The following is a 25807-nucleotide window of genomic DNA, read 5'->3' as shown; positions in this document are numbered from 1 at the left end:
GAAAAATCAACATGGCACGTACCAAGAACACCCCGAACGCAAACGCCGCTGCGGCAGCGCCCGTCACCACGCTCGAAGACCTGCCGCCCACCGACCGGCTGCAGCGCTGGCGGCTCGTGCTCGGCGAGCCCGCGGACGCGAGCTGCGGCGCGCTGTCCGGTGGCATCGGCGATGTCGATCAGGCGCTTGCGGCGCTCTACGAACAGCACAAGCGCGAGGACGGTCCGCGTCGCGGCGGCCTCGGCAATTCGTCGCCCAACGTCAGCCGCTGGCTGGGCGACATCCGCCGCTATTTCCCAAGCTCGGTCGTGCAGGTCATGCAGCGTGATGCGATGGAGCGGCTCAACCTGCGCCAGCTCATGCTGCAGCCCGAGATGCTGGAGAGCGTGCAGGCCGACGTGCATCTGGTGGCCGATCTGATTTCGCTGTCCAGCGTGATCCCGCAGAGCACCAAGGCCACGGCGCGCGCCGTGGTGCAGAAGGTGGTCGATGAACTCATGCGCAAGCTCGAGGAGCCGATGCGCGGCGCGATCAGCGGCGCGCTCGACCGCAGCCAGCGCAACCGCCGGCCGAGGCATGCCGAGATCGACTGGAACCGCACCATCCGCGCCAACCTGCGCCACTGGCAGCCCGACTACCGCACCATCGTGCCCGAGACGCTGATCGGCTACGGCCGCAAGGCCCGCAAGCCGCAGCGCGAGGTGGTGCTGTGCATCGACCAGAGCGGCTCGATGGCGAACTCGGTCGTCTACTCCAGCATCTTCGGCGCGGTGATGGCGAGCCTGCCTGCGGTCGACACGAAGATGGTGGTGTTTGACACCGCCGTGGTCGACATGACCGAGAAGCTCGATGATCCGGTCGACGTGCTGTTCGGCGTGCAGCTCGGCGGGGGCACCGACATCAACGGTGCCGTCGGCTACTGCCAGAGCCTGATCCGCGAGCCGCGCAACACGATTCTGGTGCTGATCTCCGACCTCTATGAAGGCGGCGTCGAGGCGGGTCTGCTGCGCCGTGCGCATGAGCTCGTGGAATCGGGCGTGCAGTTCATCACGCTGCTCGCGCTCAGCGACGAGGGTGCTCCGGCTTACGACGCCCAGCTCGCGAGCAAGCTCGCCGCGCTTGGCGTGCCGTCGTTCGCCTGCACGCCGGACGCCTTCCCGCAGCTCATGGCGGCGGCGATCCGGCGCGACGACATCAGCGCCTGGGCGGCGGCGCAGGGGATGAAGACCAGCCGCTGAGGGCGGTGTCCGAAAAGGCGCGCGTGACGGAAAGAAATGCATGACCGACGACCATGTTCGCTCCTCTTGTGTGATCCGGTTGCAGGATATCTTCGGCGCAGGCGTTGTTGTCAACGAACTGGGCGATGAGTGGTGTTTCGAGGCCCGCGGCGAGTCGTCGTACTTCGGATTCTGGCCAGTGGGCGAGATGCCAGATGCGGAAGAAGAAGCGTTTTTTCGAGACGTGATGAAAAGTAGCCAGACGCATCTGACTCATGCTTTGGAGCACTTGCAGGCATGTGGCGCACCTCGGGTCGATCCGGATTCCTGCAGCTTCATTTTCAGGCCGAATCGGGCGCTGGAGTTGCAGTTCAACACTGCGGCCGAGGTCGCCAACGACGCCGTGATCATCGTGAGCTTTGAGTCCGGGCAAGCCGTTGAATACGAGGTTGTCGAGGATCTGGAAAACTGTCCGTGGTGGGATGATGGCAGCGGCAGTTGGCAGGCGTGAACCTCGGTTGCGACCGAGACAACCGGGAGTATCCATGCAACGCTATGTGGCCTTCCTCAGGGGCGTGAGCCCCATGAACTGCAAGATGCCGGAACTCAAGCGCTGCTTCGAGGCTGCGGGGTTTGTGGACGTGAAAACGCTTTTGTCCAGCGGCAACGTGGCGTTTTCGGCGGAGCCGCAGGCGGTTCCCGCGCTGGAGCGGATCGCGGAAGAGGCCATGGAGAAGCATCTCGGAAAGCGGTTCATGACGATTGTCCGGCCCTCGTCGTTTCTGCAGTCTTTGGTGGAGCGTGCGCCCTTCTCGGAGTTTGCGCTGCCGGCCAATGCGAAGCCGGTCGTGACTTTTCTGCTCCGACCCTATGCCGGGGAGGAACTCATGCTTCCACTGGAGCATGAGCAGGCCGCGATTCTCAAGCTGGAGGGTACGGAAGCGTTCTGTGCCTACGTGCCTCACGAGAAGGGGCCGGTGTTCATGGCATTGCTCGAAAAAACGTTCGGCAAGCAGATCACGACGCGGACGCTGGATACCGTGCGCAAGTGCGCCGCTGCATAGCGTGACTCCACGCTGAGTGGAGGTTGTGTGCGATCGGGCGCAGCGCGCCCGGCGCGTCCACGCGCATTCACCCGCGCGATGCCCTCCGTGCCTTTTCGCACTCCATTGTTGTCTCGTCAAACCAACTGACCCGCGCCTGGCTCCATGAGATGCCAGTGGATGCCAGACGGTTTTAATTAAAAAAGCATCAATGAATATTTTTAATTGACATTAACTATTCACAAGTTACTATTAGAAATACCCATTAATGCAGTTTCACTACCGATGACTCTGCATTCCCCTCCCCGTGATCGAGCCTGCAAGGAATGAACATGCGTCCAGTGAAGCCTTCCATCCACTTTGTCGTGCATCCGCTGGTGCGGGCCCTGTCCGGGGTTGCGCTGTGCGTCGCGATGCCGCTGTCGGCGCATGCGGCCAGGGACAATGTTTTCTGGAAGGGAACGGTTTCGCAAAGCTGGGACATTCCGGGCAACTGGGAGATCCAGACGGGCGGTGCACATGCGCCCACGCTGTCGCCTGGTGATCAGGATCCGGTCTTCATCCAGACCAGCACCGGGCCGGTGATGGTCACGGGTGCCGCAAAGGCTTGGTATCTGGGCATGGCTCCAGAGGTGGGCGATGTGGCGTCTCTGACCGTGACCGGCGCTGCCGCCTCTCTGGATGTGAGCTCCGAACCGTATGTTTCCGCCATTTCGGTGGGGGTGCTGGGCCATGCCCGCGCGCAGGTGGAAAAAGGAGCGACCGTCAAGACCCTGCAATTCTCCATCGGCAATGGCCGCACGGATGACTCCACGCCGGCCGGCTCGGGAGGCAGCGCGACGATCACCGATGCGGGAAGCTCGCTTGCGGCGGGCATCCTGTCGGTGGGCGGCATCACTCCGGGTGTGATGGATGTGAAGGCCGGAGCGCAGGTCACCTCCGACAGTGTTCTGATCATCGGTGGATTTTCTGGTTCGACCGCGAATCAGGCCGGCACCAGTCTCCTGCAGCTTGATGGCTCTGGCGTGATGACGGTGGACGGCGCGGGCACGCGGTTGGTCGCGGGCGACACGATCGTCGGGTTGCAGGGCAAGGGCGTCCTGACGGTCAGCGGCGGCGCCAGCGCCACGTTTGCGCCCACGCCACCGGCATCCCAGACGCCGCTGGGCATCTACGCCGGCAGTGGATTGAACATCGGCGGTTTCTCTTTCAATCTGAATGGCGCCAACAACATGACGATGCCGTTCAATGCCGACGGCACGATGAACGTCACGGGGACGGGAACATCCGTCACGGTGACCGGCGATGTGCTCATGGCGCTGTTCGGGGCCGCCGAGATCGATCCCACCCTCTCAGGGACGGATCTGCCCACCAACGCCGTCCTGAGCGTCGCTGATGGCGCGACGATGACGGTGGCAGGCCGCGTGCTGATGGGGCGCAACGTGGTGGTGCCCAACAGCCCGGCGAATACGGTCGAGATCAATGTGGGAACCGGGGGAGCCTCCGGCACATTGCAGGCCGACTTCATCGGCTCCAACACGGCCCTGGGTTTCGTGAATTTCAATCACACCGACGACATCACCTTTTCGCCTCTCATTCGCGGCCTGGCGACCGTCAAGCAGATGAATTCGGGTGCCACCACGCTCGCCCAGGGGCACGACTATGACGGCGCCACGTTGGTGAGTGCCGGGCGTCTGGTTGCGGGCGCGGCGGACGCGTTCAGCTTCAGGTCGGCCCACACGGTATCGGGCGGTGGCATGCTGGATGCCGACGGCTTCGATCAGACCCTTCTGAGCCTCGTGAATGGAGGCATCGTCAATCTGCCGAACACGGCGGCCTTGCCCAAGTCGGGGGCTCGCGGGAAGTCGATCCAGAAGGCGGCACCCGGGCAGCCCGGCGTGGTGATGACGGTTGCAGGCAACTACACCAGCAACGACGGCATGCTGGTGCTGGGCACGGCGCTGGGCAGTGACGCGGCGCCCACCGACAAGCTGGTGGTGCAGGGCGATTCCGTGCTCGGCAGCGGCCCGACCCGCATCGATGTGCACAACATCAACGGCGCAGGCGCGGCCACCACGGGCAATGGCATCGAGGTGGTCAGCGTGGTGGGGGCTTCGGCACCGAACGCCTTCGTGCTCACGAGCGCGCCGCGCGCGGGCAACTTCCTCTATTCGCTTGCCCAGGTGGGCAACAACTGGTATCTGCAGTCCAAGAACGTGCCGCTGCAGGCGCAGACCATCACGTTCGGCGCGCAGCCTCCTCAGAAGTTCACGCAGGGCGGCACGTTCGCATTGCCATCGCCCGCCACGGCATCCAGCGGTCTGCCGGTGAGCTATGCATCGACCACGCCGGCGGTCTGCACGATCAGCGGCGCGACGGTGACGATGCTGAGTCTGGGCAGTTGCGGCATCACCGCGTCGCAGGCGGGTGATTCGATCTGGAGCCCGGCGACCGCAGTGCCGCAGGTGATCGCGCTGCAGACGGACTCCAACGTGACGCAACCGACGGGCCCTGGCGCATCGGCTGTGCCGGTGCCGGTCTGGGGCCTGCCCGCGTGGCTGCTTGGAACGGGGCTGCTCGGCGGCTTGGGCGGCGTGCTGGCACGCCGCAAGCGCGCGGTGTCCGCGAAAGGCGGCAGCGAGTCGCAGCGCTGAAATCGGATGAGCTGAATGAATGACATCGGCCCGCTGCAGCGGGCCGATGTCGTTTGGGAAGTGTGCCGTGAGAGTCGTCTGCTTCAGCGCAGCGCGCCGCGCGCATCCACGCGCACGATGCTCTCGACCGTACCGCCTTCGAGCCCGCCGCGCACGCCGATCATGTGGTCGTGCAGATTGATCGTGGGATCGCAGTGGCCCGGAATCAGCCAGATGGTGGAGCCCAGCGCGGGCAGCCAGCCGCCGGTGCTGCCGGGGTGCAGGATGCCGTGCTCGTCCCCGCCGTTGGCAAAGCGCAGCGTGCTTGCCTCGTCCGCTGCCTCTGCCTCATTGCTTTCGCCGTTGAGGCTGTGCACCGTCGGCAGGCCCGATTCGATGGCGTGGGACTTGTGGCCCGCGTCGCAGACGGCGTGCTTGTCGTTGGCGGAGGTGACCTGCGACTTGATGAACAGCGCGTGCTCGAACGCGGGCTGGGCGGGGTCGCGCTCGTTGCGCGCATAGTCCGCATCCATGAACAGGAACGATCCCGCCTGCAGCTCGCCGTAGACGCCGCTCGCGGCCTCATGGATCAGCGTGCCGGTGCCCGAGCCGGTGATGAGGTGCACCGGCAGACCCGCGGCGACGATCAGATCGCGCGTGTGCGTGACTTCTTCGATGACCTGCGCGATGGCCTGGCGGCGTTCGGCGCCCGTGCGGAAATGCTGGGCGCGGCCATGGTAGGCCTGCAGACCCGCAAAGCGCAGCGGCGGGTGCTCGGCAACGGCCTGCGCCAGCGCGACGGCAGCCTCTCCGGGCGGCACACCGCAGCGGCCCTGGCCGACGTCGAGCTCGACGAACACGTCGATGATGCCGGGGCTGGTCACCTCGCGCAGCGCGCGCGCGAGCAGCTCGATGCCGACTTCCGAATCCACGGCGATGGCGAGGCGACCGCCGCGCGCATCGAGGTCCTGCGCGAGCTGGGCGACGCGCCGCAGCTTGGTGGGCGCGATGATCTCGTTGCTGATGTAGAGGTTGTTCACGCCGTGCGCCGCGAGGATCTCGGCCTCGGAGAGCTTTTGCACGCAGTGGCCAATGGCGCCCGCCTGCTCGAGCAGCAGAGCGATGTCGGCGCTCTTGTGCAGCTTGGCGTGGGGACGCCAGCGCACGCGGTGCTTGCGCGTGAAGTCGGCCATGCGCTGGATGTTGCGGTCCATGGCGTCGAGGTCGATGACCAGCGCGGGCGTCTCGATCTGGTCCACGGATTTGCCCAGCAGCTGGAGCAGATGGTCAGGAATGGATTTCATCGCGGCTTTGTTGCTGGTTCAGATGTTGGGTGTCGGCCCAGCCGACGAGGGTGAGGCCGCTGTCGGGCGTCCAGAGCAGCCGGTTGATGGCAGCGTTGGTGAGCTGCCAGGTGCGCGGCGCCTGCAGGTCGAGCTTGGTGGCGAGGCGGTAGAGCACATCCATCACGCCACCGTGCGCGACGAGCACGATTTGTTCGCCGGGGTGCTTCGAGGCGATGTCGTTGACCGCAGCGTCGATGCGCGAGCGCAGCATGGTCAGCGATTCACCGCCGCCTGCGGGCACGAAATCGGGGTCGCGCTTGCGCCAGCGCATCGCGTCCTCGGGCGACTCGGCCTCGATCTGCGTGAAGGTGCGGCCCTGAAAATCCCCGAAGCTGCGCTCGCGCAGTTGCGGGTTGGCGATCAGCGGAGCCTGAGTGGCTGCGGCGATGGCTTCGGCGGTGGCGAAGGCACGCTTGAGGTCGCTGCTGTAGATCGCGTCGATGCTTTCGTTGGCCAGAGCGCCGGCGGCCTGCCGGGCCTGCCATTCGCCGATGTCGTTGAGGGGGATGTCGAGGTGGCCCTGGATGCGGGTGTCCACGTTCCAGGCGGTTTCGCCGTGGCGTATGGCAATGATGCGGGTGACGTGCATGCGGGTTGGAGCGTTGAGGCGGCTGAACGGGCCGACACGGGTTTTCTGGAAAGAATGTGCGGAGACGTGAGTATTTTCACTGCGCGTTTCATTGTCCCGCAATCAGGGCTTCCGCCAGAGGGCGGGTGTTTGCGTCCCCGGTTGTTTGTCTTTTGCCTTTTTTGCGGGGGATCCGCAATGCGCCAATGGGAGTGCCAATGGGAGCGGCGATCGGAGCGGCGTTGGCATGGTCGCTTCGCCAGCACGCTCTGATGCGGAGAGAGGACAACGGAGTGAAAAAAGCCGATGGACCACGGGGCGCATCGGCTTGAGATTCGGGTTGCTTCTTTTGTCAGAGGAGGGACTTGGCGTTGTCCAGCACGAGATCGCAGGCCTTTTCCTTGACGCTGCCCTTGACCTTGTCGAGGCTGAAACTCTTGCCGTCCTTGCCGGTGATCATGCCTGTGGCGCCGCTGAGGAAACCTTCATCCTTGGGCTCTTCCTTCGGGCCGAGGCCGACCTTGCCGAGGAGCTGGTCCTTGACGGCAGCGGCCTTGTCGGCGTTGAGGTAGTTGTTCTTCATGCAATAGGTGATGACGCCGGCCGCGTTGCTTGCAGAACCGGAGCCGGACAGGCCCATGGCGGACAGGGCTGCGGACGAGGAGTCGCCTCCACCGCCCAGCGCGCCGGAGAGCATGGAGCCGGAACCGCCGCTTCCCGTCGCTCCGCTGCTGCTGCCGCTGCCCACCTTGTCGCGCAGCGCGTCACCCAGGCCGGCTGCCTGTGCGGCGACGGCCCCGCCGAGCATCAGTGCGCACAGGAGTGCGGAGGTGGCGATGCGGTTCGTGCCGTTGTTCTGGTTTTTGTTCTTCATGTCGGATCCTTTTCGAAACGATTGGAGCGGTGGTCTTTGCAGAAAAAGAGTGAGTGAGCGGTAGCTCGCGCCAGCTGTGCTGGTCTTCGTGCCTTGACCTTAGCACGATGATTTGCACGCAAATGTGGATCTTTGCAAAATCGCCGCGCGCGAGGTGTAGCGGGATGTGTGATCCCGCCGTGTTCAACGCGCAGCGGGCGCAGGTGCTGATTCAACCTTGGTGGGAGCAGGGACAGGGGCGGGGGCAACGGCCGCTGCGTCCGGAACGGGCACGGTGGTGCTGCGGTCGACCAGTGTTCTGACCATGCGCGTGCCTTGCGGCGGGGTCGGGAACCCGGCGAGCGCCTGACGGAACAGCACGCCGTAGATGGCGGGGTCGTCGGTCCAGACATCCTCGAAGACGGCCGAGGTTTCGTAGACGATCTTCTGCGACCTGGCGTCGCGCAGGATCAGGCTGACCTTGCGGTGGTGCAGTGGTGTGGGCCGGTCCATCATCCAGCCACCGCCCATGCCAAGGCCAATGCCCCAGCCGCGGCCAAAGCCGAACCCGAAGCTGCCGTAGAAGGGCGAGGGACCGTAGCCGGGGTAGCCATATCCGTAGGCATTCCAATAGGGATTTGGCACGAAGCCGGCTTCGGCACCGATCTGCAGCACGAGGCTGGCGCTGCGGTCGTCACGCTGCAGACCGACGGTCGCCAGAGCCTGCTGGGCCTGGGATTCGATGGCGTCAAAGCGCACCGCGTTGGCGTTCTGCGAGGGCAGCCGTTCGAGGCGGTAGGTGGGAGGGCTGGGCAGCGAGGCCAGCGTGGAATAGCTGTTGACGTTGCTTTCCACCTGGCGCGTGGTGGAACAGCCCGAAAGCAGCAGGGCCGCGAAGAGCCCGAGAAAGATCGAGAGATGAAAGCGTCGGGGCAGATGGGTCATGACAGGTAATCCGGACAGTCGGGGCTGGGGGCCCGGGAGATGGGTCATCAATTGAGAACCAATCTCAACAATGCGTAGACTGTTGGATTACCGAAGTTCTGTCAAGTTCTCAGAGTGTGTTGAGGATCTCGGCGCGAGGCTTGCGAGATGCGGATCGGGATGGGCTGCAAGGCGCAAACCGCAGCAATAGCTCGTGCTATTGCGAGGATTTGCAACGCGGCAGACCGCCCGAGGCCGCGCTTGCAAGACCGAGTGGAGATCGTCGACACGCTCTCAGGAAAGCTGAACAACCTGCACGCCGCCCGGCAAGGTGGGTGTAGTGGGCAGCTCTTCGTGGTCAAAGGCCATGTCGCCGTTCGGATCGGCAATGCCGGTGGCCTTGGCGTTCTTGAAGTCGTGCAGTTCGGGGTCCATCATGTGTGTCGTCACGATGTTGCCCATGGCGCGGAACATGCTCTCGATGCGGCCGGGGAACTTCTTGTCCCACTCGCGCAGCATCTCGCCCACGGCCACGCGCTGCAGGCCGTCCTGGCTGCCGCAGAGGTTGCAGGGGATGATCGGGAACTGCTGGTACTGCGACCAGCGGATCGTGTCCTTCTCGGGCACATAGGCCATGGGGCGGATCACCACGTGCTTGCCGTCGTCGCTCACCAGCTTCGGCGGCATGCCCTTCATGCGGCCGCCGTAGAACATGTTGAGCATCAGCGTCTGCACGATGTCGTCACGGTGGTGGCCGAGCGCCACCTTGGTGCAGCCCAGCTTGTCGGCCACCGAGTACAGAATCGCGCGGCGCAGGCGCGAGCACAGGCCGCAGGTGGTCTTGCCCTCGGGAATCACGCGCTTGACGACGCTGTAGGTGTCCTGCGTCTCGATGTGGTACTCCACGCCGATGCTCTTGAAATATTCGGGCAGGATGTGGTCGGGAAAGCCCGGCTGCTTCTGGTCGAGGTTGACGGCGACCAGCTCGAACTTCACCGGAGCGCGCTTTTGCAGCTTGCGCAGAATGTCGAGCATCGTGTAGCTGTCCTTGCCACCGGACATGCAGACCATCACGCGGTCGCCCTCTTCGATCATGTTGAAGTCGGTGATCGCGCGGCCGACCTCGCGGCACAGGCGCTTCTCGAGCTTGATCTGCTCGCGTTCGATCTTGATCTTGCCGGGTTGGGCAGCGGCTTCGGCGCCGGCCTCATCGGCTGCAGCGTCGGCGATCCACGGGTTGTCAGTAATAGCGTTCATGGCGGTTCACCACTGTCCGGTCGTCGCGCGAAAACCGCATTGCCTTGCGTTTCGCGTGCTTCCGTCGTCAATCGGGGTTTGTGTACAAACTGGCCGCAAGGCCAGAAAGCGCGTCAGGCGAACTGCATACCGATGGATTTTCGGAGGACAGGTTTCGCGGACGCGCCAAACGGCAATTGTCGCATGCAAGGCGCGAAATCGCTTTCGAAGGGCTTGTTTCTGGCGTGCCTACGGCTCCCGGAGCCTTACCACTGCCCGGTTTCGACCCGGATCGCCACCTCGCAGTCGTCAAAGATTTCCAGTTTGGCGATCTTCACGCGCACGCCGAGCACGCCGGGCAGCTGCATCAGGCGCTGGGCGAGCTTGCCGATCAGGCTCTCGAGCAGGTTCACGTGTTCGGCGCGGCATTCGTCGATGATGATCTGGCGGACCTTGCGGTAGTCGAGCACATGCAGGATGTCGTCGTCGCTTGGGCGCAGCGGCTGGGTGCCGAGGTTGAGTTCGGCGTCGACCTGAATGGGCTGGGGGGCGGTTTTTTCGTGGGCGAGGATGCCGAGGTTGGCGTCGAAGCGCAAGCCCGTGAGCGTCAGGATCTGGGTACCAGCGGCATTGTGCATGGCTGAAAAGGCAAAAGAGAAAAAAGGGGTGATGCCAACGCGCGGGGCGCTCACATCAGGGAAAAATCGCGCTCGAAGCGCATCAGGTGCTGGCCGCCGTCCACCAGCAGCGTGGTGCCGGTGATGGAGCGATTGGCGAGCGCGAATTGCACGGTGGCCGCCACGTCGGCGGGTGTGGACGAGCGCCCGAGCGGGCTCAGGCGGTGCAGCTGCTCGAATTTTTCGGTCTCGAGCATGTGGCTGGTGAGCGTGAGCCCCGGCGCCACGCCGACTACGCGCACCAGCGGCGCGAGGGCGAGCGAGAGCATCGTGCCCGCCGCTTCCAGCGCGGCTTTGGAGAGCGTGTAGCTCAGGAAATCGGGGTTCTGGTTCCAAAGCTTCTGGTCGAGCAGATTGACGACGGCGCCCTGCACATCGGCTTCGCCGGCCTCGGCGCGCTGCCGAAGATGCGTGTGCAGACTCTGCGCGAGCACGATGGGCGCGCCGGTATTGCTGCGCAGGTGCTCGCCGAGCGAGGCGAAGCTGAAGGTGTCGACGCTGTCGTGCTCGAACAGCGAAGCGCTGTTGACCACCGCGTCCACCGCTCCGAAACGCGCCACCACGCGCGGCATCAGGGCGCGCACGTCGGCCTCGTCGTCGAAGTTCGCCGCGAAGCGCGCGCTGTCGCCCGAGAGCGCCGCGCAGCGGGCTTCGGTGTCCATCGCGTCGCTTTCCGACGAACGATAGTGCACGGCCACCCGCCAGCCGGCCTCCGCGAGCGCGAGCGCGATTTCACGCCCCAGGCGCTTGGCGGCGCCGGTCACGAGAACGGTGCGAGGTCGTGCTGATCGTGCGGTCGGGGGCATTGGGGGACAATCGGGGGTGTGAACACATCAATAGATTCCTCAAGTTTAACGACGGCGCTCAAGCAGCACATCGAAGAGGCCATTCGCGCGGCGGGTGGCTGGCTGGCGTTTGACCGCTTCATGGAGCTGGCGCTGTATACGCCCGGCCTCGGCTATTACGCCAACGGCACGGCGAAGTTCGGCACCATGCCGCAGTCGGGCAGCGATTTCGTGACGGCCCCCGAACTCTCGCCGCTCTTCGGCTGGGCGCTGGCGCAGCAGGTGCGCGAGGCGCTCGATGCCTCGGGCACGGAGGAGGTCTGGGAATTCGGCGCGGGCACGGGTGCCTTGGCAAAGCAACTGCTCGAGGCACTGGGCAGCCGGGTCAAGCGCTACACCATCGTCGATCTCTCGGGCAGCCTGCGCGCGCGCCAGCAGCAGACGCTGGAAAAATTCGGCGATCAGGTGGCGTGGGCGGATCAGTTGCCGGACAACCTTCACGGCGTGATCGTCGGCAACGAGGTGCTGGACGCCATGCCGGTCAAGCTGGTCTTCCGCAAGGGCGGCGAGCAGGACGGCGTGTGGAGCGAGCGCGGCGTGGTCATCGCGGCTGACGGCAGTTTTGCCTTTGACGATCGCCCCACCGAGCTGCGCCCGCCCGTGGAGGTGCCGGGTCCGCAGGACTATCTGACCGAATTGCAGCCTCAGGGCGAGGCCTTCATCCGCACGATCGCGGACCGATTGAAGCAAGGCGCGGCCATCTTCATCGACTACGGCTTTCCCGAGACCGAGTTCTTCCATCCGCAGCGCCACATGGGCACGCTGGTGTGCCATCGCGCGCACATGGTGGATTTTGATCCGCTGGTCGACGTGGGCCTCAAGGACATCACCGCGCACGTGAACTTCACCGGCACGGCGCTGGCCGCGCAGGACGCCGGTCTGCAGGTGCTCGGCTACACCAACCAGGCGCATTTCCTGCTCAACTGCGGCATCGCCAAGGAGATGGAGACGCGCGAGCAGAAGCAGCGCTCGCAGGCCGCCAAGCTCGTGATGGAGCACGAGATGGGCGAGCTGTTCAAGGTCATCATGCTGGGCGTGGGCGAGCCATGGATTCCCATGGGCTTCTCGCACGGCGACCGAACGCACAGGCTCTGAGTCAACACCATCATGATCCGCTGGGTCGTCGTCGTCTTTCTGGCGCTCATCCTCATCAACGGCATCACCCCGTGGCTGCGCAAGCTCGGGCTGGGGCGGCTGCCGGGCGATTTCCACTTCCGCCTGTTCGGGCGCGACTGGTTCATTCCCCTTGCGAGCACGCTGGTGCTCAGCGGGCTGCTGAGCCTGATCGCACGCTACGTCTGAACAGCGGCAAGACGGACCTTGTAGGCCATGACGCCGCAGGGTACTCGAGCGCTTGAAAAAGCGTGGGAGATCGCCACATGATGCTCACGTTTGATTGTTTTTCGCTTGTACGTCTGCACGTTTGTTCGTTTGTTCGTCTACGTTCGCATTGCCCTTCACGAGATCTGCCATGTCCGATTCACTGCATGTTGTCTGCCCCCATTGCCACAAGACCAACCGCATCGCGCGTGACCAGCTGGGCGACTCCGCCAACTGCGGCAGCTGTCATCAGCCATTGCTGACGGGCGAGCCGGTGAATCTGGATGCGGTCAGCTTTCCCAAGCACATCGGGCGCAGCCAATTGCCGGTGGTAGTGGATTTCTGGGCACCCTGGTGCGGGCCTTGCCGGATGATGGCGCCTGCTTATGCACAGGCTGCTCAGGCTTTGCAGACTCGGGCGCAGTTCGCGAAGCTGGATACGGAGGCGCATCCCGAGACGGCTGCTCCGTTCGGGATTCGCAGCATTCCTACGATGGCGGTGTTTCGGGAGGGGGTGGAGTTGGGGCGGATTTCTGGGGCTTTGCCGAGCGGGGAGATTGTTCGGTGGGTTGAGTCTTTGATTTGATTTTTTTGTGCTTTTGTTGGTTGCTCGTTTGCTCGTTTGCTGGTTTGAGGGCGGAGGCCGGGACTGCCCCCGGCGGGGCAATCACTTTTTGCTTGCGCGCAAAAAGTAATCAAAAACGCGCTTTGAATACCTCCGGCGGAACTCGCTGCGTTCCTTCGTCACTCCGCTCGGACAACCGCCGGAAATCAGTTTTGAAGAGGTGTTTGCGGCACTTCGCTGCGCTCGTGCCGGGGTGTTGGTGGAGTTGGGTTGGGTAACCCATGCCCGCTGTTCTTTTGAACGAAGTTGATCCAGCGAGCAATTAAAAAATTGCGTAGCACTGGCGTCTCAGCATCTCGCGAAGTCGCGAGATGCACGGCACGAGCGAAGCGACGTGCCGAACACACCTCCGAGTGAACATCTAGCTCGCGGCGGTTGCCCGAGCGGCGCGCGCAGCGCAAAGCGAGTTCTGCCGCGGGTATTGAAAACGCATTTTTGGTGACTTTTTGGGCAAGACCAAAAAGTTACTCCGCCGCCGGGCGGAACTCCCGGCCTCTGCCCCCAAACCAGCCAACAGCAGAAGCAAAAAGCAAGCAAACAAATAAGAAATCCAATACCAGCCCCCACGTGCAGACGAGGACAGCACCTCTCCATCATGGCGTATTGGATAAGCGGACCCTCAGACCGTCGGTGCAGGCGCATCCACAACGAGCGCCGCATTCAACACCCGCACACGCTGATCCACGTAGTACCCCCCGAACTCCGTGTACCGCATGACCTGAATGCCGCATTTCCTGCAGCGCCAGACCGTGCTGCGGTTGACCGGAAAGTAGGCCAGCGCGATGGGCGCTTCGGGGCTTTCGTAGCGGGTGCGGTGGGGGTGGAATTCTTCGAAGGTAGGCTCATCCACGCCGGGCTCGCGCAGGTCGGCGATCTGCTGCATCTGGGCGGCGGGCCAGCGCATGTCGGTGATGCTGTCCCAGCCTTGGAACTGGATCAGGTGGCAGTCGCAGCCTTCACCGGATTGGCCACGGTTTGCCAGTTCGCGCAGTTGCTCGGTGGTTTGGATCAACGGGGTTTCTTCGGTCATGGTGTCGGTGCTTCGTTGGACAGCCATGCGCGCAAGGCCTCGCGCCTTGCATCGGCGACGGCCGCGCCGATGGCTTCGCCCTTGAGACCGCGTTTGGCTGCGGCCCCCGCGATGGGGCCGGTTTTCACGTCGAGCACGGTTTGCAGGGCATGGGTCAGTCGCGCGCGCTGTGGATAAGGATTGTTCTCGAAACCCAGCCGCCCGCGCGCATCGCATTCGCAGGCGAACAGGGCTTCTTCAAAACGTGCGGGTTTGCGGATGGCGTCGCAGCGTTCAAAAAGGCGCAGCAACGCGCTGGCGCCGAGCTCCTTGCTGCGATGGATGTTGCCGTGTTCGCGCGCCACCAGCACGGCGAGTTCGTGCAGGTCGTTGGGCACGCGCCAGCGGTCGCAGACGGCGTTCACCAGATCGACGCTGCGCGCCTCGTGTTCGATATGGCGCGGCAGGATGTCGGCGGGCGTCGTTCCCTTGCCGAGATCGTGCATCAGGCAGGCCAGGCGCACGCCGGCAGGTGCCTGCAGTCTGGCGGACATGTCCACCACCATCATCACGTGCACGCCGGTGTCGACCTCGGGGTGGTATTCGGCGCGTTGCGGCACACCCCAGAGGCGGTCGAGTTCGGGCAGCAGCACCTTGAGCGCGCCGCATTCGCGCAGCACCTCGAACATGCGCGAGGGGCGCGGCTCCATGAGACCACGCGAGAGCTCCTGCCAGACGCGCTCGGGCACGAGGTGATCGACCTCGCCCTCGGCCACCATCTCGCGCATGAGCGCGATGGTCTCGGGCGCGACGCTGAAATCGGCAAAACGCGCTGCAAAGCGGGCAATGCGCAAAATGCGCACCGGATCTTCGCGAAACGCGTCGGTCACGTGGCGCAGCACCTTGTCACGCAGATCCCGCTGACCATCGTAGGGATCGACCACGGCGTCGGCGTTGCCGCTCCAGTCGAGCGGCGCGGCCATGGCGTTGACGGTGAGATCGCGGCGCGAGAGGTCTTCTTCGAGCGTGACATCCGGCGAGGTCTGCACCACGAAGCCGCGATAGCCCCGACCGCTCTTGCGCTCGGTGCGCGCGAGTGCGTATTCCTCGTGCGTCTGCGGATGCAAAAACACGGGGAAGTCGCGGCCTACCGCGGTGTAGCCGAGCTGCGTCATTTCTTCGGGCAGCGCACCGACGACGACCCAGTCGTGGTCGTTCACCGGTTGGCCCATGAGGCGGTCGCGAACCGCGCCGCCCACCATATAGATTTGCATGGCGCAAGTGTAGGGCAGGGTGTTGAGCTGTGTGGCTGCTTGGCCTGTGGGTTGGCTTTTTTGTGGTGTTTTTTCTTTGGTTCGTAGTGTTTGAGTTCAGAGGCCGGGTCTCGCCCCGGCGGGCGAGTAACTTTTCGCTTGCGCGCGAAAAGTCACCAAAAGCGCGCTTGGAAGTCCTCCGGCGGAACTCGCTTTGCGCTGCGCGCGCCGCTCGAACAACCGCCGGAAATCAGTTTTGAAGAGGAGTTTGCGGCACGTTGCTTCGCTCGTGCCGGGGCTCTTGCAAAGCTGGGTGGGGTGGTGTTCGCCCACTGTGCTATTCAGCGTTGATGTCCGATCCGCCGCGCGCAAATGACGCCGCGCCCGTCCCCGGAATCTCGCGAAGTCGCGAGATGCAGCACGAGCGCAGCGACGTGCCGAACACACCTCTTAGTTAAGCACTAGCTCGCGGCGGTTGCCCGAGCGGCGCGCGCAGCGCAAAGCGAGTTCTGCCGCGGGTATTGAAAAGCGCGTTTTGGGTTACTTTTTGCGCGCAAGCAAAAAGTGACTCCGCCGCCGGGCGGAACTCCCGGCCTCCACCCTCAAACAAAAACCAAAAACAAGAACAAAAAGCCGAATATCTCCCCACGACCCAGCGCGAGGGCAATAGACAATAGGCAATAGTTAAACGGCATTCCCCCTGACCCGATACGGCTCGTCAAACGGAACAAAATCGTGCTCCGCGAGCGCGTCCTCAACCCACGCCTGGACCCCAGGCAACGCCATCACCCGCTCCACATAAGCGCGGATGTGAGAAGGCACGGGCAGCGCATAGGTGGTGATGCGTGAACAGACCGGAGCGTAGTAAGCATCGGCAATGCTGAATTTGCCGAACAGCATCGGACCCTTGTGGGTGTCGAGCAGTTGGGTCCACATCTCGATGAGGCGGTTCACATCGGCCTGCACGGCGGGTTTGTCGCGCCAGACCAAGGCGCCGATGTCGGCGAGGTCGGCTTCGATGTTCATGCCGCAGTGGCTGCGCAGCGCGGTGAAGCCGCTGTGCATCTCGGCGCAGACGCTGCGTGCGATGGCGCGGGCCTTCGCATCCTGCGGCCAGAGGCGTTTTTCCGGGAATTTTTCTGCGAGATATTCGGCAATGGCGAGGGTGTCCCAGATGGCGAGGTCACCGTCGACCAGCGCGGGAACCTTGCCGGTGGGGGATACCTGCGCGATCTGGGTCTTGAACTTGGAGCCTTCGGAAAAGCTGTCAAAGCGCACCAGTACTTCCTCGAACGGGATGCCCGCCTGCTTGAGCAGCACCCAGGGGCGCATGGACCAGGAGGAGTAGTTCTTGTTGCCGATGAAGAGTTGGAGCATGGTGAACCTCGTTCGTGGGAGTGGCGTGAGGAGGGCAGGCACATGCGCGCGGCGCATGAGGCACGTGCGGTGTTCTAATTCTGGCCCATGTCGGTCCTCACTTCAGTCATGTCCTTATCGAATGCTCCCAACGCCATCCATAAGACCGCCCTCGTCCTCTTCTCCGGCGGTCAGGATTCCACAACCTGCCTCGCGCAGGCGCTTTCGCGCTATGAGCGGGTGGAGACGCTGGGGTTTGACTACGGTCAGCGGCACAGCGTGGAACTGGAGGTACGAAAGACGGCGCTGCAGGCGTTGCGCGGGGCGTTTCCTGAGTGGGGCGCGAAGCTCGGGGAGGATCATCTGCTCTCGCTCGATGTGCTGGCGCAAATCGGAGGCTCTTCACTGACCGAGGATGTGGCGTTCGCGATGCAGGCGGATGGGTTGCCGAACACCTTTGTGCCGGGGCGCAATCTGCTGTTTCTGACGCTGGCGGGGGCGCTGGCCTATCGGCGCGGCATCAGCGTGATCGTGACCGGGGTCTGCGAGACCGATTTTTCGGGCTATCCCGACTGCCGGGACGACACGATGAAGGCGATGCAGCTGGCGCTCAATCTGGGCCTGGAGCGGCGTCTGCTGATCGAGACGCCGCTGATGTGGATCGACAAGGCGCAGACTTGGCAGTTGGCCTTCGAGCTGGGTGGGGCGCGGCTGGTCGAGCTGATCCGGCGCGACACCCACACCTGCTATCAGGGCGTGCGCGACCGCCTGAACGATTGGGGATACGGCTGCGGCACCTGTCCGGCGTGCGAGCTGCGTGCGCGCGGTTGGGCGCAGTGGCAGGCGCAGCGTGCGTGAATGGTAAAAGTCGTCAATAAATGTACTGACGACTTTCGCAGGCACGTTCAGCGTTCAGCCCACCGGCCAGACGACGCCGTTGTCGTTGAGGATGGCGTCCAGTGGCTGGTCGTGGGCTTCGGGCTCGAACTCGTCGACATAGCCGTTGGTGTAGCCCAGCCCCACGGTGAACGGGCGGGGCTCGAGGGCGGCGAGCGTGCGGTCGTAGAAGCCGCCGCCGTAGCCGAGGCGGTAGCCGCCCGCGCCGTAGCCCACGCAGGGCACGAAGAGCAGGGTGGGGACGATCAGCTCGGTGTCCTTGGGCTTGGGGATGCCGTAGGCGTCCTCCTCCATCGGGCAGCCGGGGTACCAGGCGTGGAAGGTAAGGGTCTTGTGTTCGCGGTTGACCACCGGCAGGCCGATGCGGCGGCGCTGGGGTTCGTCGAGCAGCTCGCCGTCTTCCTTCCAGCGGTGCAAGGCCGGAAGCGGGTCGAATTCGCCCTTGATGGGCCAGTAGGCGCCGATGATGATGTCGGGCCGATCGACCAGCCAGATGCGCATGACACGCTGCAACATGTCGGTGCGAACCAACCTGTCGGGCAAATTCAGTCGTTGTTCTACCAGTGCGCGACGCAGGGCTGCTTTGTCCATCACATAATCCAGTAATGCAATGGCTCAAGATTCTGACACCGTTACTGCTCGGAGCTAGTCTGGCAAGTACGGTTGCTCCCGTTTCGGCACAAACCCGAGGCGATGATGTGCTGCTTGAAATGCAAAAAGCGTTCAGGCAGAAGGACAAGCAAAAACTCACCGCACTGTTGCCCGGCGCGCGTGGACACGTGCTCGAGCCGTGGGCTGCGTACTGGGAACTCAAGGCGCGGATCGAGGAGGCGACGCAGGACGAGGTTGATGCTTTCCTGCAACGCTACGCGGGCAGCTATCAGGAAGACCGCCTGCGCAACGACTGGCTGCTGCTGCTGGGTCAGCGTCGCGACTGGGAGCGGTTCATGGACATGCACTTCAAGTTCCGCATGCGCGACGACAAGGAGGTGCAGTGCTACGCCCTCAATGTTGACCAGATGCTCGGCAAGGCGACCGAAGAGGGCGCGGAGCTGATTCTTCGCAACTGGTACGGACAGCGTGAGCTGGATGACGGCTGCGCCTATGCGGCGTCCGAGCTGTACGCCAACAAGAAGATCAAGGCCAACGACGTCTGGCGCAAGGCGCGGCTCGCGGCCGAGGCCAATCGTCTGCGCGCGGTGGCCAAGGCCGTGCAGATTGTCGCTCCCGAGGCGGCGGGCGGTCTGCGCGAGGCCATCGACTCGCCCACGAAATACCTGACGGGCCGGGCCACGGCGCGCGGCAAGATGAAGCAGGAATTCATCGTGCTGGCGTTGATCCGCATGGCCATGAGCGATCCGGCGCAGGCCGCGAACATGCTCGACAACAAATGGGGCGTGCAGCTCTCGGCCGAGGAGCGCAACTGGCTCTGGGGGCTGATCGGCAAGCAGGCGGCCAACTCGCTGTCGCCCGATGCGCTGGGCTATTTCAACAATGTGACGCGGGACGCCGACCTGAACGACGACATGCTGGGCTGGCGCGTGCGCGCCGCGATGCGTGCCGGGCAGTGGAAGGTCGTCTCGCGCAGCATCGACGCGATGAGCGCGATGGGCCGCACCGATCCCACCTGGGTGTACTGGCGTGGCCGCGCCTATTTGTCGAACCGTCCTGGTGACGAGGACAAGGCCAATGCCAAGCGTCTGTTCGAGTCGATCGCGGGCACCAGCAGCTTCTACGAGCAGCTGGCGCGCGAGGAACTCGGCCAGAAGCTGACCACACCACCGGCACCTTCGCCGCTCACGCCCGAAGAGATCGCAGGCGCGCGCGCCAATCCGGGGCTCAACCGCGGGCTCTATGCCATCTTGCTCGGTCTGCGCAGCGAGGGTGTGCGCGAATGGAACTACGCGACCAATCTGCACAACCCCGGCGGCCTGAATGACCGCGAGCTGCTGGCCGCTGCCGACTTGGCCTGCAAGCAGGAGATCTGGGACCGCTGCATCAACACCAGCGAGCGCACCAAGTCGTTCATTGACGCGACGCAGCGCTTTCCGATGCCGTTCCGCAGCTCGGTGGTGGACCATTCGAAGGGCATCGGCCTTGATCCCGCCTATGTCTATGGCCTGATCCGTCAGGAAAGCCGCTTCATCATGGACGCGCGCTCGCATGTGGGGGCCTCGGGCCTCATGCAGGTGATGCCTGCGACCGCCAAGTGGACGGCCCGCAAGATCGGCATGACCGACTTCACGCCCGACATGATCTATGACCGCGAGACCAACATCACCATCGGCACCGCGTATCTCAAGCTCGCGCTCGATGATTTCGACGGCTCGATGGCGCTGGCCGCCGCCGCCTACAACGCCGGGCCCGGTCGCCCGCGCAACTGGCGCAACGGTCCGGTGATCGACGCGGCGATCTGGGCCGAGAACGTGCCGTTCACCGAGACCCGCACCTACGTGAAGAACGTGCTGGCGAACACGACCAACTATGCGGCCATCCTCACGGGACAGCCGCAGTCGATCAAGTCGCGATTGGGGACAGTGGGGCCGCGCAACGCGGCGGAACCCGAGCCGAACAAAGACCTGCCGTAAACGGCTGGCACCCCCTGAGTCGCTTCGCGCCTTCCCCCTCTCTGATGCTGCGCGTTGCGCAGCGGAGGGGGACACGGCCGGCGCTGCGGAGCGGCCCTTGCTCGGCTGTCACTCGCTTGGGACGCGCCAGTCTTGAGCGTTGCTAACGATCAAGCCACGTCGTCTGCGGATGGCGTGGCTTTTTTTCCGGTGAACATCGCGCGCACCAGATTTTCGCGGTGCTCCCAGCAGGTCCAGAGCATGCCGGCGATGTGCAGGGCGACGAGGCCGAGCAGGGTCCAGGCCAGATACTTGTGCAGCTCGGCAAGCCAGCCGTAGCCCCAGAACATGTCCGTGGTGTAGAGCCAGCCCGTGAAGGTGAGCAGGCTCAGGCAGGCGAGCAGCGCCACCACCATCCAGCCGCCCAGCGGGTTGTGGCCTATGTAGCGCGGCGCCTTGCCCTTGAGCGCGGCGCGCGCGTAGGCGATGGTGGCCCGGGGTGCGCGCACGAACTGCGCGAAGCGCGCGTAATGCGTGCCCACGAAACCCCACAGCAGGCGTGCCGCCAGGATGCCGATGACGACATAGCCCGTGCGCTCGTGCAAGGGTCCGAGGTCTTCGCGGCTCCACCAGGACAGCGCGATGCAGACCACCAGACCCCAGTGCAGCAAACGCACGGGCCAGTCCCAGACGCGCACCTTCAGCGGCGCGGTCTGGCTTTCAGCAAGCGGATTATTCTTCTTCAACGCGTTCGAAGGTCTTGGGATCAAAGAACGCTTCGATGCGCTTTCCCTTGGGGTCCTTGGCGTAGACCTCGTAGCAGGTGGCGGTCTTTTCCATGCGGCGGATGACCCAGCCTTCCTTCTCGAGCTTCTGCTGCAGCTCGGTGTGCGGGCGCCATTCGTTCTTGGGATATTCCTTGCAGGTCACGTTGCCGTGAGCGAAGGCGCTGCCTGTTCCGATGGTCAGGATGGCGGCGCACAAGACAGTTTTGATGGTTTTCATGAGGTGCACTCCTAGAGGGAAACGGATCTTAAAACGTTCTGCGATCCAGTGGATGTCAGGTTTTGGCCCAGCGTCGCAACAGGTTGTGATAGACGCCGGTGAGCTGCACGAGGCGCTGGTCGTCGGGGGCGAAGGAAGGGGCCATGTGCTGCACGGACTGGTCCAGATCGAACAGCAGCGTGCGCTCGGTCTCGTTGGCCACGAGGCTCTCGATCCAGAAGAACGAGGCCACGCGTGCGCCGCGCGTGACGGGCGTGACGCGGTGCAGGCTGCTCGATGGATAGAGCACCATGTCGCCCGCTTCGAGCTTCACGCATTGCACGCCGAACGGGCCTTCGACCTCGAGTTCGCCGCCGTCGTATTCGTCGGGCTCGGCCAGAAACAGCGTGGCCGACAGGTCGGTGCGCATCTGCTGGCTGCTGCCGGGCAGGAACATGAGCGCGCTGTCCACATGCGCGCCGTAGGTGCCGCCGTCGGCATAGCGGTTGAATTTGGGCGGATAGATGGTGCGCGGCAGCGCGGCCGAGATGAACAGCGGCGTCTGCGAGAGCGTGCGCACGATCTGGTTGCCGAGCGCGATGCAGAGCTCGCCGTTGTCGTCGAGCTGCTGGTTGCGCTTGACGCTCTTGGCCAGCGTGCCTGCGGTGGCGGCGCCGTCACTCCAGTCGGCGTGGTCGAGCTGCTGGCGGAATTGAAGGACCTGCTCTTTGGTCAGGACCTTGTCGATGGTGATCAACATGATCTGGATTCCCTGTTCAAGTTCGGAAATCGATGAATACCCGATAAATACAAGCACAAATGCCGGGCAGGGGCCCGGCATCGATGGTCACTGATCTGTGTCATGCAAGACCTGAACCAATCCGCAGCGCCGGAGAGTCAATTCTCACGCGCTGCGGATCGCTCGGCTGGCCAGTTACAGATCCAGGTTCAGCGTCAGGCGCACGGCGCGTGCGTCGCCCTTGTACAGGAACGCGCCCGAACGGTACACGGCAGTGTAGTAGTCCTTGTTGGTCAGGTTCAGCACGTTCAGGCGCACGTCGGCGTGCTTGTTGATGCGATACGAAGCGAACGCGTCATACACGGTGAACGAAGGCACGGGCTGCGAGCACACGCCGGCGGCTGTGTAGCCGGCAGCGGTGTCAGGCTGGCCGCCGCAGCGGTCGCTCTCGTGACGGGCGATGGCGCCGATCGAGAGGTCCTTGGTCAGCTGGTACTTGCCTTGCAGAGCGAACGAACGGTCAGCAAAGTTGGACAGCGGACGGCCCACGTTGGTGGCGGTGGCGGAACGCAGCACCTTGGACTTCATGATGGCCACACCGGCCTGCACCTGGAAGTCCTTGGTCACGTTGCCGGCCAGACCGAATTCGACGCCGCGCACGCGGTTCTTGCCAGTGTTGAACGTGCCAGCCGTGTCGTAGTTCGCGCCTTCCATCACGTCGGTCTTGGTGGTCTGGAACACGGCTGCGGTCGCCAGCAGCTTGTCGTCCAGAATGTTCCACTTGGTGCCGAGTTCGAAGTTCTGCGAACGCTCGGGCTTGGCGCCTGCGGCGCTGCCGTTGTAGATCACGAGGCCGCCGTAGCCGCTGCTGGTGCCCGCATCGGGCTCGCCGCCGTTGATGTCCTGCGATGTGCCGTAGCCAGCGTAGACGATGCCTTGTGGGTTGATCTTGTAGCTCACGCCCAGGTGGCCGTTGAACAGCGTGTCGCTGAAGCCGTAGTCACCGGTCTGCGCGCCGGTGGCGGCGTTGCGGGTCAGCATGGACAGCTTGTAGTGGTCGGCACGCACGCCGCCGAACACGGTCAGCTTGTCGGTCAGATCTACGGTGTCCATGAGCGACAGGGCGTAGGTACGCACTTGCCAGTCACGGTTCCAGCCGTTGCGTGAGTAGTTGCGGCCGGCCATGGTGGTCGGGTCGCCCAGGCTCGCGCCGGCTGCATTGGTGAAGCACCAGCCGTTGTTGGCTGTGGCCGTCGCGCTGGTGCGGCAGTTGTAGGCGCCGGTGTTGCCGACGGTGTAGTTGCCCGACTTGACCATGTGGTCGGTGTACTCGAAGCCGGTGATGAACTCGTGCTTCATGCCGCCGATCTGGGTGTCCCAGCGCAGGTTGGTCTGGTGCGCGAAGTAGTGCACTTCCTGCCAGCCGGTGTGACCGCCGTCGAGGCCGGCGGTGGTGTAGGTGGAGCCATCGGCGTTGTAGGCCGTGCGGCTCGATGCGCCGGTCGTGGCGTAGCCGTTGCTCGAAGTGCCGTAGCGGGTCAGGCTGTTGAGCTTGACGTCGGGCGTGAGGCGGTAGTTGACGCGTGCGGTCAGCGTGTCGACGTCCGACTTCAGGAAGTCGTTGGACTGTGCGTACACGGGCACGTTGCTCGCGGGGTAGCGGGCGGGTGCGGTGCCGACGAGGTAGCCGCCGAGGTCGGGCTGATTGTCCTTGCCGCGGAAGCCGTAGTAGTCGACGGTGACGTTCAGGTCAGGATTGATTTCCCACAGGCCCGACAGCGCCAGACCCTTGCGCTTGCGCTCGGACGGGCCGCGATCTGGCACGTCTTCCGAGCCCACGAGCGCGTTCACGCGCAGCGCGAAGGTGTCGTTGATGGCCTTGTTGGCGTCCATCGTCAGGCGGTAGTGGCTGTCGGTGCCGACCGAGCCGGAGAAGCGCGTGAAGTCGTAATCCAGCGTGGCTTGCTTGGTGATCACGTTGACCGCGCCGCCAGCGGAGCCACGGCCTGCGAACGTGGAGTTCGGGCCCTTGGTGATTTCCACTTGTTCGGCCGCGAAGCTTTCGCGGGTGGTCATGCCGGGGTCGCGCAGGCCGTCGACGAACACGTCGGAGCGGGCTTCCTGGCCACGGATGATGTAGCGGTCACCGAAGGCATTGCCGTTTTCGCCGGTGCCCAGTGTGATGCCGGGCTGGGCCGACAGGATCTGCTTCAAGTCGGTTGCGCCGGAGTCGTCGATGGCGGACTTGGTGATCACCGAGATGGTCTGCGGTGTCTCGGCCAGCGGGCGGGTGTGGCGCGAATCGGCGGAAGTCTTGGCCTTGTAGGGCGCGCCGACTTCGGCGTTCGGGTTCGGGTCGATGGCCTGTTCCTTCACCGTCACGGTGGGGAGGGCTTCAGTGGCGGCGGGAGCGGCCGTGGTTTGAGCGAAAGCACTCAGCGGCAGCAGAACGACGGCTGCTGCAACGCTGTCAGCCAGGCGCAGGCTGCGTGGCTTCTTAACGTAAGAACGTTTGGATTGCATGAAAAATACCCTCTGTTTAACTGGAGTGAATTATTGTTGAGAATCACTCTCGTTCTCGTGCTTGTTATGTTTGTCACCCCAATTTCCGGCAATTTCTGGGAGGAATTGGGGTGAAATGTGGCGCTTCGGCAACAGGGTGTTGCCGTTTGCTATGCTTTTTTGGGGATGCGACGGAACTTTTTGCGAGTTTTATGCACAAGCCGCAAAACGCTGTCGCTCAAAGTCGGCTGACGGCCGACATCAGGCATTGAGCAGCAGCGCTTCGTGACGTGCCGCCGCGCCGCTGGCGACGAGATCGCGCACCAGCTCCTCGGCCCATTCGCGCAGGCCGAGGGTCGCGAAATGGCGCTCGTGCAGCAGGCGGAAATAGGGCGTGCTTTCCAGCCAGCGCAGTGCATCTTCCAAGGGAATGCGCTGCCATTCCAGCAGCTTGTACTTGAGCAATACCTTGGCGGCATGGCGCGCGTGCTTGAGCGGGGCGGCGACAAAGCCCGCAAGGCGGCGGCGCGAGATCTCGAGCGCTCTCGGCACGTCGCCGAACACCGGGCCATGGCCGGGGATCACGGTTTCGGGCGCAAGGCGCTCGATGAGGTCCAGCGTCGCGCCGACGTCGGCAAAGCCTTCCTCTCCCTCAAGCTCGGGGAACACCACTCCGAAGCCGTTCTCCCAGAGCGCGTCGCCCGAGATCAGCACGCGCGACGAGGGTTCGAACAGCACGACCGCATGCGCGTCATGACCGGGGGCGGCGTGGATCTGCCAGTGCCGGTCGCCCAGCGCGATCTGTTCGCCCGGAACGAGCACGCCATCGGCGCGGAACGGCGGGCAATGCTGGCCCGTGGGCTCGTATGTCAGCGCGACGGGGTCCCAGTGGCGCACCTGCTCGAACTGGCCCGGCGGAATGCGGGTCGCAAGCTGCGGCCAGCGCGCCTGCAGGGCGGCGTTGCCGCCGCAGTGGTCACTGTGCAGATGGGTGTTGATCAGCAGGTCGAGCGGCTTCTCGCCGAGCGTGGCGGCGACCAGATCGACGGTCTGGTCGGCGTGGGTGAAATAGCCGCTGTCGACCAGCGCGCTTCCATGCTCGCCCTGAAACAGCACATTGTTGGCGGACAGCCAGCCGCGCTCCAGCACGGTGATGTCAGTGGGGAGGGCGGGCGTGGTGCGGGTCATGGTTCTGATCTTGTGGTGGCGGTTG

25 protein-coding genes are annotated in these 25807 nt (G+C 64.1%); 9 read left to right on the top strand and 16 right to left on the bottom strand.

Annotated elements, in window-relative coordinates:
- Nucleotides 1-5: 5 nt before the first annotated feature.
- The 4 genes from ISG32_RS07385 (at nt 6) to ISG32_RS07370 (ending at nt 4914) form a co-directional block, all read left to right on the top strand.
- Nucleotides 6-1238: a VWA domain-containing protein gene (locus ISG32_RS07385; RefSeq protein WP_323745910.1), complete on the top strand. Its 1233-nt coding sequence runs from the start codon at nt 6-8 to the stop codon at nt 1236-1238.
- Between the two features lie 40 nt (nt 1239-1278).
- Nucleotides 1279-1728, top strand: a complete 450-nt coding sequence (locus ISG32_RS07380; RefSeq protein ID WP_194770339.1) for a hypothetical protein — start codon at nt 1279-1281, stop codon at nt 1726-1728.
- Complete coding sequence (locus ISG32_RS07375) at nt 1703-2281, top strand: DUF1697 domain-containing protein (RefSeq protein ID WP_323745909.1); 579 nt, start codon at nt 1703-1705, stop codon at nt 2279-2281. The genes ISG32_RS07380 and ISG32_RS07375 overlap by 26 nt, the downstream gene beginning before the upstream one ends.
- A gap of 311 nt (nt 2282-2592) precedes the next feature.
- The gene (locus tag ISG32_RS07370) at nt 2593-4914 is read left to right on the top strand and encodes a hypothetical protein (protein WP_194770337.1); all 2322 of its coding nucleotides are present in this window, start codon (nt 2593-2595) and stop codon (nt 4912-4914) included.
- 83 nt (nt 4915-4997) lie between these two features.
- Here ISG32_RS07370 and ISG32_RS07365 read toward each other — a convergent pair whose 3' ends face one another.
- From ISG32_RS07365 to ISG32_RS07335, 7 genes are all read right to left on the bottom strand, one after another.
- Entirely contained in the window at nt 4998-6197 is a 1200-nt protein-coding gene (locus ISG32_RS07365; protein ID WP_194770336.1) for a DSD1 family PLP-dependent enzyme, read from the bottom strand.
- The gene (locus tag ISG32_RS07360) at nt 6181-6828 is read right to left on the bottom strand and encodes a histidine phosphatase family protein (protein WP_194770335.1); all 648 of its coding nucleotides are present in this window, start codon (nt 6826-6828) and stop codon (nt 6181-6183) included. The genes ISG32_RS07365 and ISG32_RS07360 overlap by 17 nt, the downstream gene beginning before the upstream one ends.
- A 331-nt stretch (nt 6829-7159) precedes the next feature.
- Nucleotides 7160-7681 carry a DUF2501 domain-containing protein gene (locus ISG32_RS07355; RefSeq protein ID WP_194770334.1) on the bottom strand — a complete coding sequence of 174 codons (522 nt, stop codon included), beginning with the start codon at nt 7679-7681 and terminating at the stop codon, nt 7160-7162.
- 183 nt (nt 7682-7864) lie between these two features.
- Nucleotides 7865-8605 carry a DUF4136 domain-containing protein gene (locus ISG32_RS07350; RefSeq protein ID WP_194770333.1) on the bottom strand — a complete coding sequence of 247 codons (741 nt, stop codon included), beginning with the start codon at nt 8603-8605 and terminating at the stop codon, nt 7865-7867.
- Nucleotides 8606-8878: 273 nt separating this feature from the next.
- Nucleotides 8879-9841 (bottom strand): tRNA 2-thiocytidine(32) synthetase TtcA, encoded by a 963-nt coding sequence (ttcA, locus tag ISG32_RS07345; protein WP_194770332.1) that lies wholly within the window; start codon nt 9839-9841, stop codon nt 8879-8881.
- 245 nt (nt 9842-10086) lie between these two features.
- Nucleotides 10087-10458 carry a dihydroneopterin aldolase gene (locus ISG32_RS07340; RefSeq protein WP_194770331.1) on the bottom strand — a complete coding sequence of 124 codons (372 nt, stop codon included), beginning with the start codon at nt 10456-10458 and terminating at the stop codon, nt 10087-10089.
- Nucleotides 10459-10508: 50 nt separating this feature from the next.
- Nucleotides 10509-11303 (bottom strand): SDR family oxidoreductase, encoded by a 795-nt coding sequence (locus tag ISG32_RS07335; protein ID WP_194770330.1) that lies wholly within the window; start codon nt 11301-11303, stop codon nt 10509-10511.
- An 18-nt stretch (nt 11304-11321) separates the two neighbouring features.
- On the opposite strand from ISG32_RS07335, the gene ISG32_RS07330 reads away from it, so the two are divergent.
- The 3 genes from ISG32_RS07330 to trxC all read left to right on the top strand — a co-directional run bounded on the left by ISG32_RS07330 (nt 11322) and on the right by trxC (nt 13248).
- Nucleotides 11322-12437, top strand: coding sequence for a class I SAM-dependent methyltransferase (locus ISG32_RS07330; protein WP_407645033.1), 1116 nt, complete (start codon nt 11322-11324; stop codon nt 12435-12437).
- Between the two features lie 12 nt (nt 12438-12449).
- A complete protein-coding gene (locus tag ISG32_RS07325; protein WP_194770329.1) occupies nt 12450-12644 on the top strand; it encodes a DUF2905 domain-containing protein in 195 nt (64 codons plus the stop codon).
- A 169-nt stretch (nt 12645-12813) separates the two neighbouring features.
- Nucleotides 12814-13248, top strand: coding sequence for a thioredoxin TrxC (gene trxC / locus ISG32_RS07320; RefSeq protein WP_194770328.1), 435 nt, complete (start codon nt 12814-12816; stop codon nt 13246-13248).
- 658 nt (nt 13249-13906) lie between these two features.
- Here trxC and ISG32_RS07315 read toward each other — a convergent pair.
- The 3 genes from ISG32_RS07315 to ISG32_RS07305 form a co-directional block, all read right to left on the bottom strand.
- Nucleotides 13907-14317 carry a hypothetical protein gene (locus tag ISG32_RS07315; RefSeq protein ID WP_194770327.1) on the bottom strand — a complete coding sequence of 137 codons (411 nt, stop codon included), beginning with the start codon at nt 14315-14317 and terminating at the stop codon, nt 13907-13909.
- Entirely contained in the window at nt 14314-15570 is a 1257-nt protein-coding gene (locus ISG32_RS07310; RefSeq protein WP_194770326.1) for a multifunctional CCA addition/repair protein, read from the bottom strand. Before ISG32_RS07310 ends, ISG32_RS07315 begins: the two co-directional genes overlap by 4 nt.
- Before the next feature lie 663 nt (nt 15571-16233).
- Nucleotides 16234-16926, bottom strand: a complete 693-nt coding sequence (locus tag ISG32_RS07305; RefSeq protein WP_194770325.1) for a glutathione S-transferase family protein — start codon at nt 16924-16926, stop codon at nt 16234-16236.
- Between the two features lie 108 nt (nt 16927-17034).
- Between ISG32_RS07305 and queC the strand changes: the two genes are divergently transcribed.
- Complete coding sequence (queC, locus tag ISG32_RS07300; protein WP_194770324.1) at nt 17035-17763, top strand: 7-cyano-7-deazaguanine synthase QueC; 729 nt, start codon at nt 17035-17037, stop codon at nt 17761-17763.
- Nucleotides 17764-17817: 54 nt separating this feature from the next.
- On the opposite strand, the gene ISG32_RS07295 is transcribed toward queC, so the two are convergent.
- On the bottom strand, nt 17818-18393 hold the full coding sequence (locus ISG32_RS07295) for a 5-formyltetrahydrofolate cyclo-ligase (RefSeq protein WP_194770323.1): 576 nt from the start codon (nt 18391-18393) through the stop codon (nt 17818-17820).
- Between the two features lie 14 nt (nt 18394-18407).
- Here ISG32_RS07295 and ISG32_RS07290 point away from each other — a divergent pair, with 14 nt between their 5' ends.
- Nucleotides 18408-20390, top strand: a complete 1983-nt coding sequence (locus ISG32_RS07290; protein WP_194770322.1) for a lytic transglycosylase domain-containing protein — start codon at nt 18408-18410, stop codon at nt 20388-20390.
- Between the two features lie 149 nt (nt 20391-20539).
- Here the strand turns inward: ISG32_RS07290 and ISG32_RS07285 are convergent, their stop codons facing one another.
- From ISG32_RS07285 to ISG32_RS07265, 5 genes are all read right to left on the bottom strand, one after another.
- Entirely contained in the window at nt 20540-21115 is a 576-nt protein-coding gene (locus ISG32_RS07285) for a cytochrome b/b6 domain-containing protein (RefSeq protein ID WP_228529636.1), read from the bottom strand.
- Entirely contained in the window at nt 21102-21374 is a 273-nt protein-coding gene (locus tag ISG32_RS07280) for a PepSY domain-containing protein (RefSeq protein ID WP_194770321.1), read from the bottom strand. Before ISG32_RS07280 ends, ISG32_RS07285 begins: the two co-directional genes overlap by 14 nt.
- Nucleotides 21375-21429: 55 nt before the next feature.
- A complete protein-coding gene (locus ISG32_RS07275) occupies nt 21430-22113 on the bottom strand; it encodes a Fe2+-dependent dioxygenase (RefSeq protein ID WP_194770320.1) in 684 nt (227 codons plus the stop codon).
- 174 nt (nt 22114-22287) lie between these two features.
- Nucleotides 22288-24615, bottom strand: a complete 2328-nt coding sequence (locus ISG32_RS07270; RefSeq protein WP_194770319.1) for a TonB-dependent receptor — start codon at nt 24613-24615, stop codon at nt 22288-22290.
- Nucleotides 24616-24855: 240 nt separating this feature from the next.
- Nucleotides 24856-25782, bottom strand: a complete 927-nt coding sequence (locus ISG32_RS07265) for an MBL fold metallo-hydrolase (protein ID WP_194770318.1) — start codon at nt 25780-25782, stop codon at nt 24856-24858.
- Nucleotides 25783-25807: the final 25 nt, after the last annotated feature.

The sequence above is a fragment of the Diaphorobacter caeni genome (genome assembly GCF_015354245.1).
GTDB lineage: Bacteria > Pseudomonadota > Gammaproteobacteria > Burkholderiales > Burkholderiaceae_C > Diaphorobacter_A > Diaphorobacter_A caeni.
Note: the sequence above shows the minus strand (reverse complement) of the source record. Positions and strands in the feature narration are given on the sequence as shown.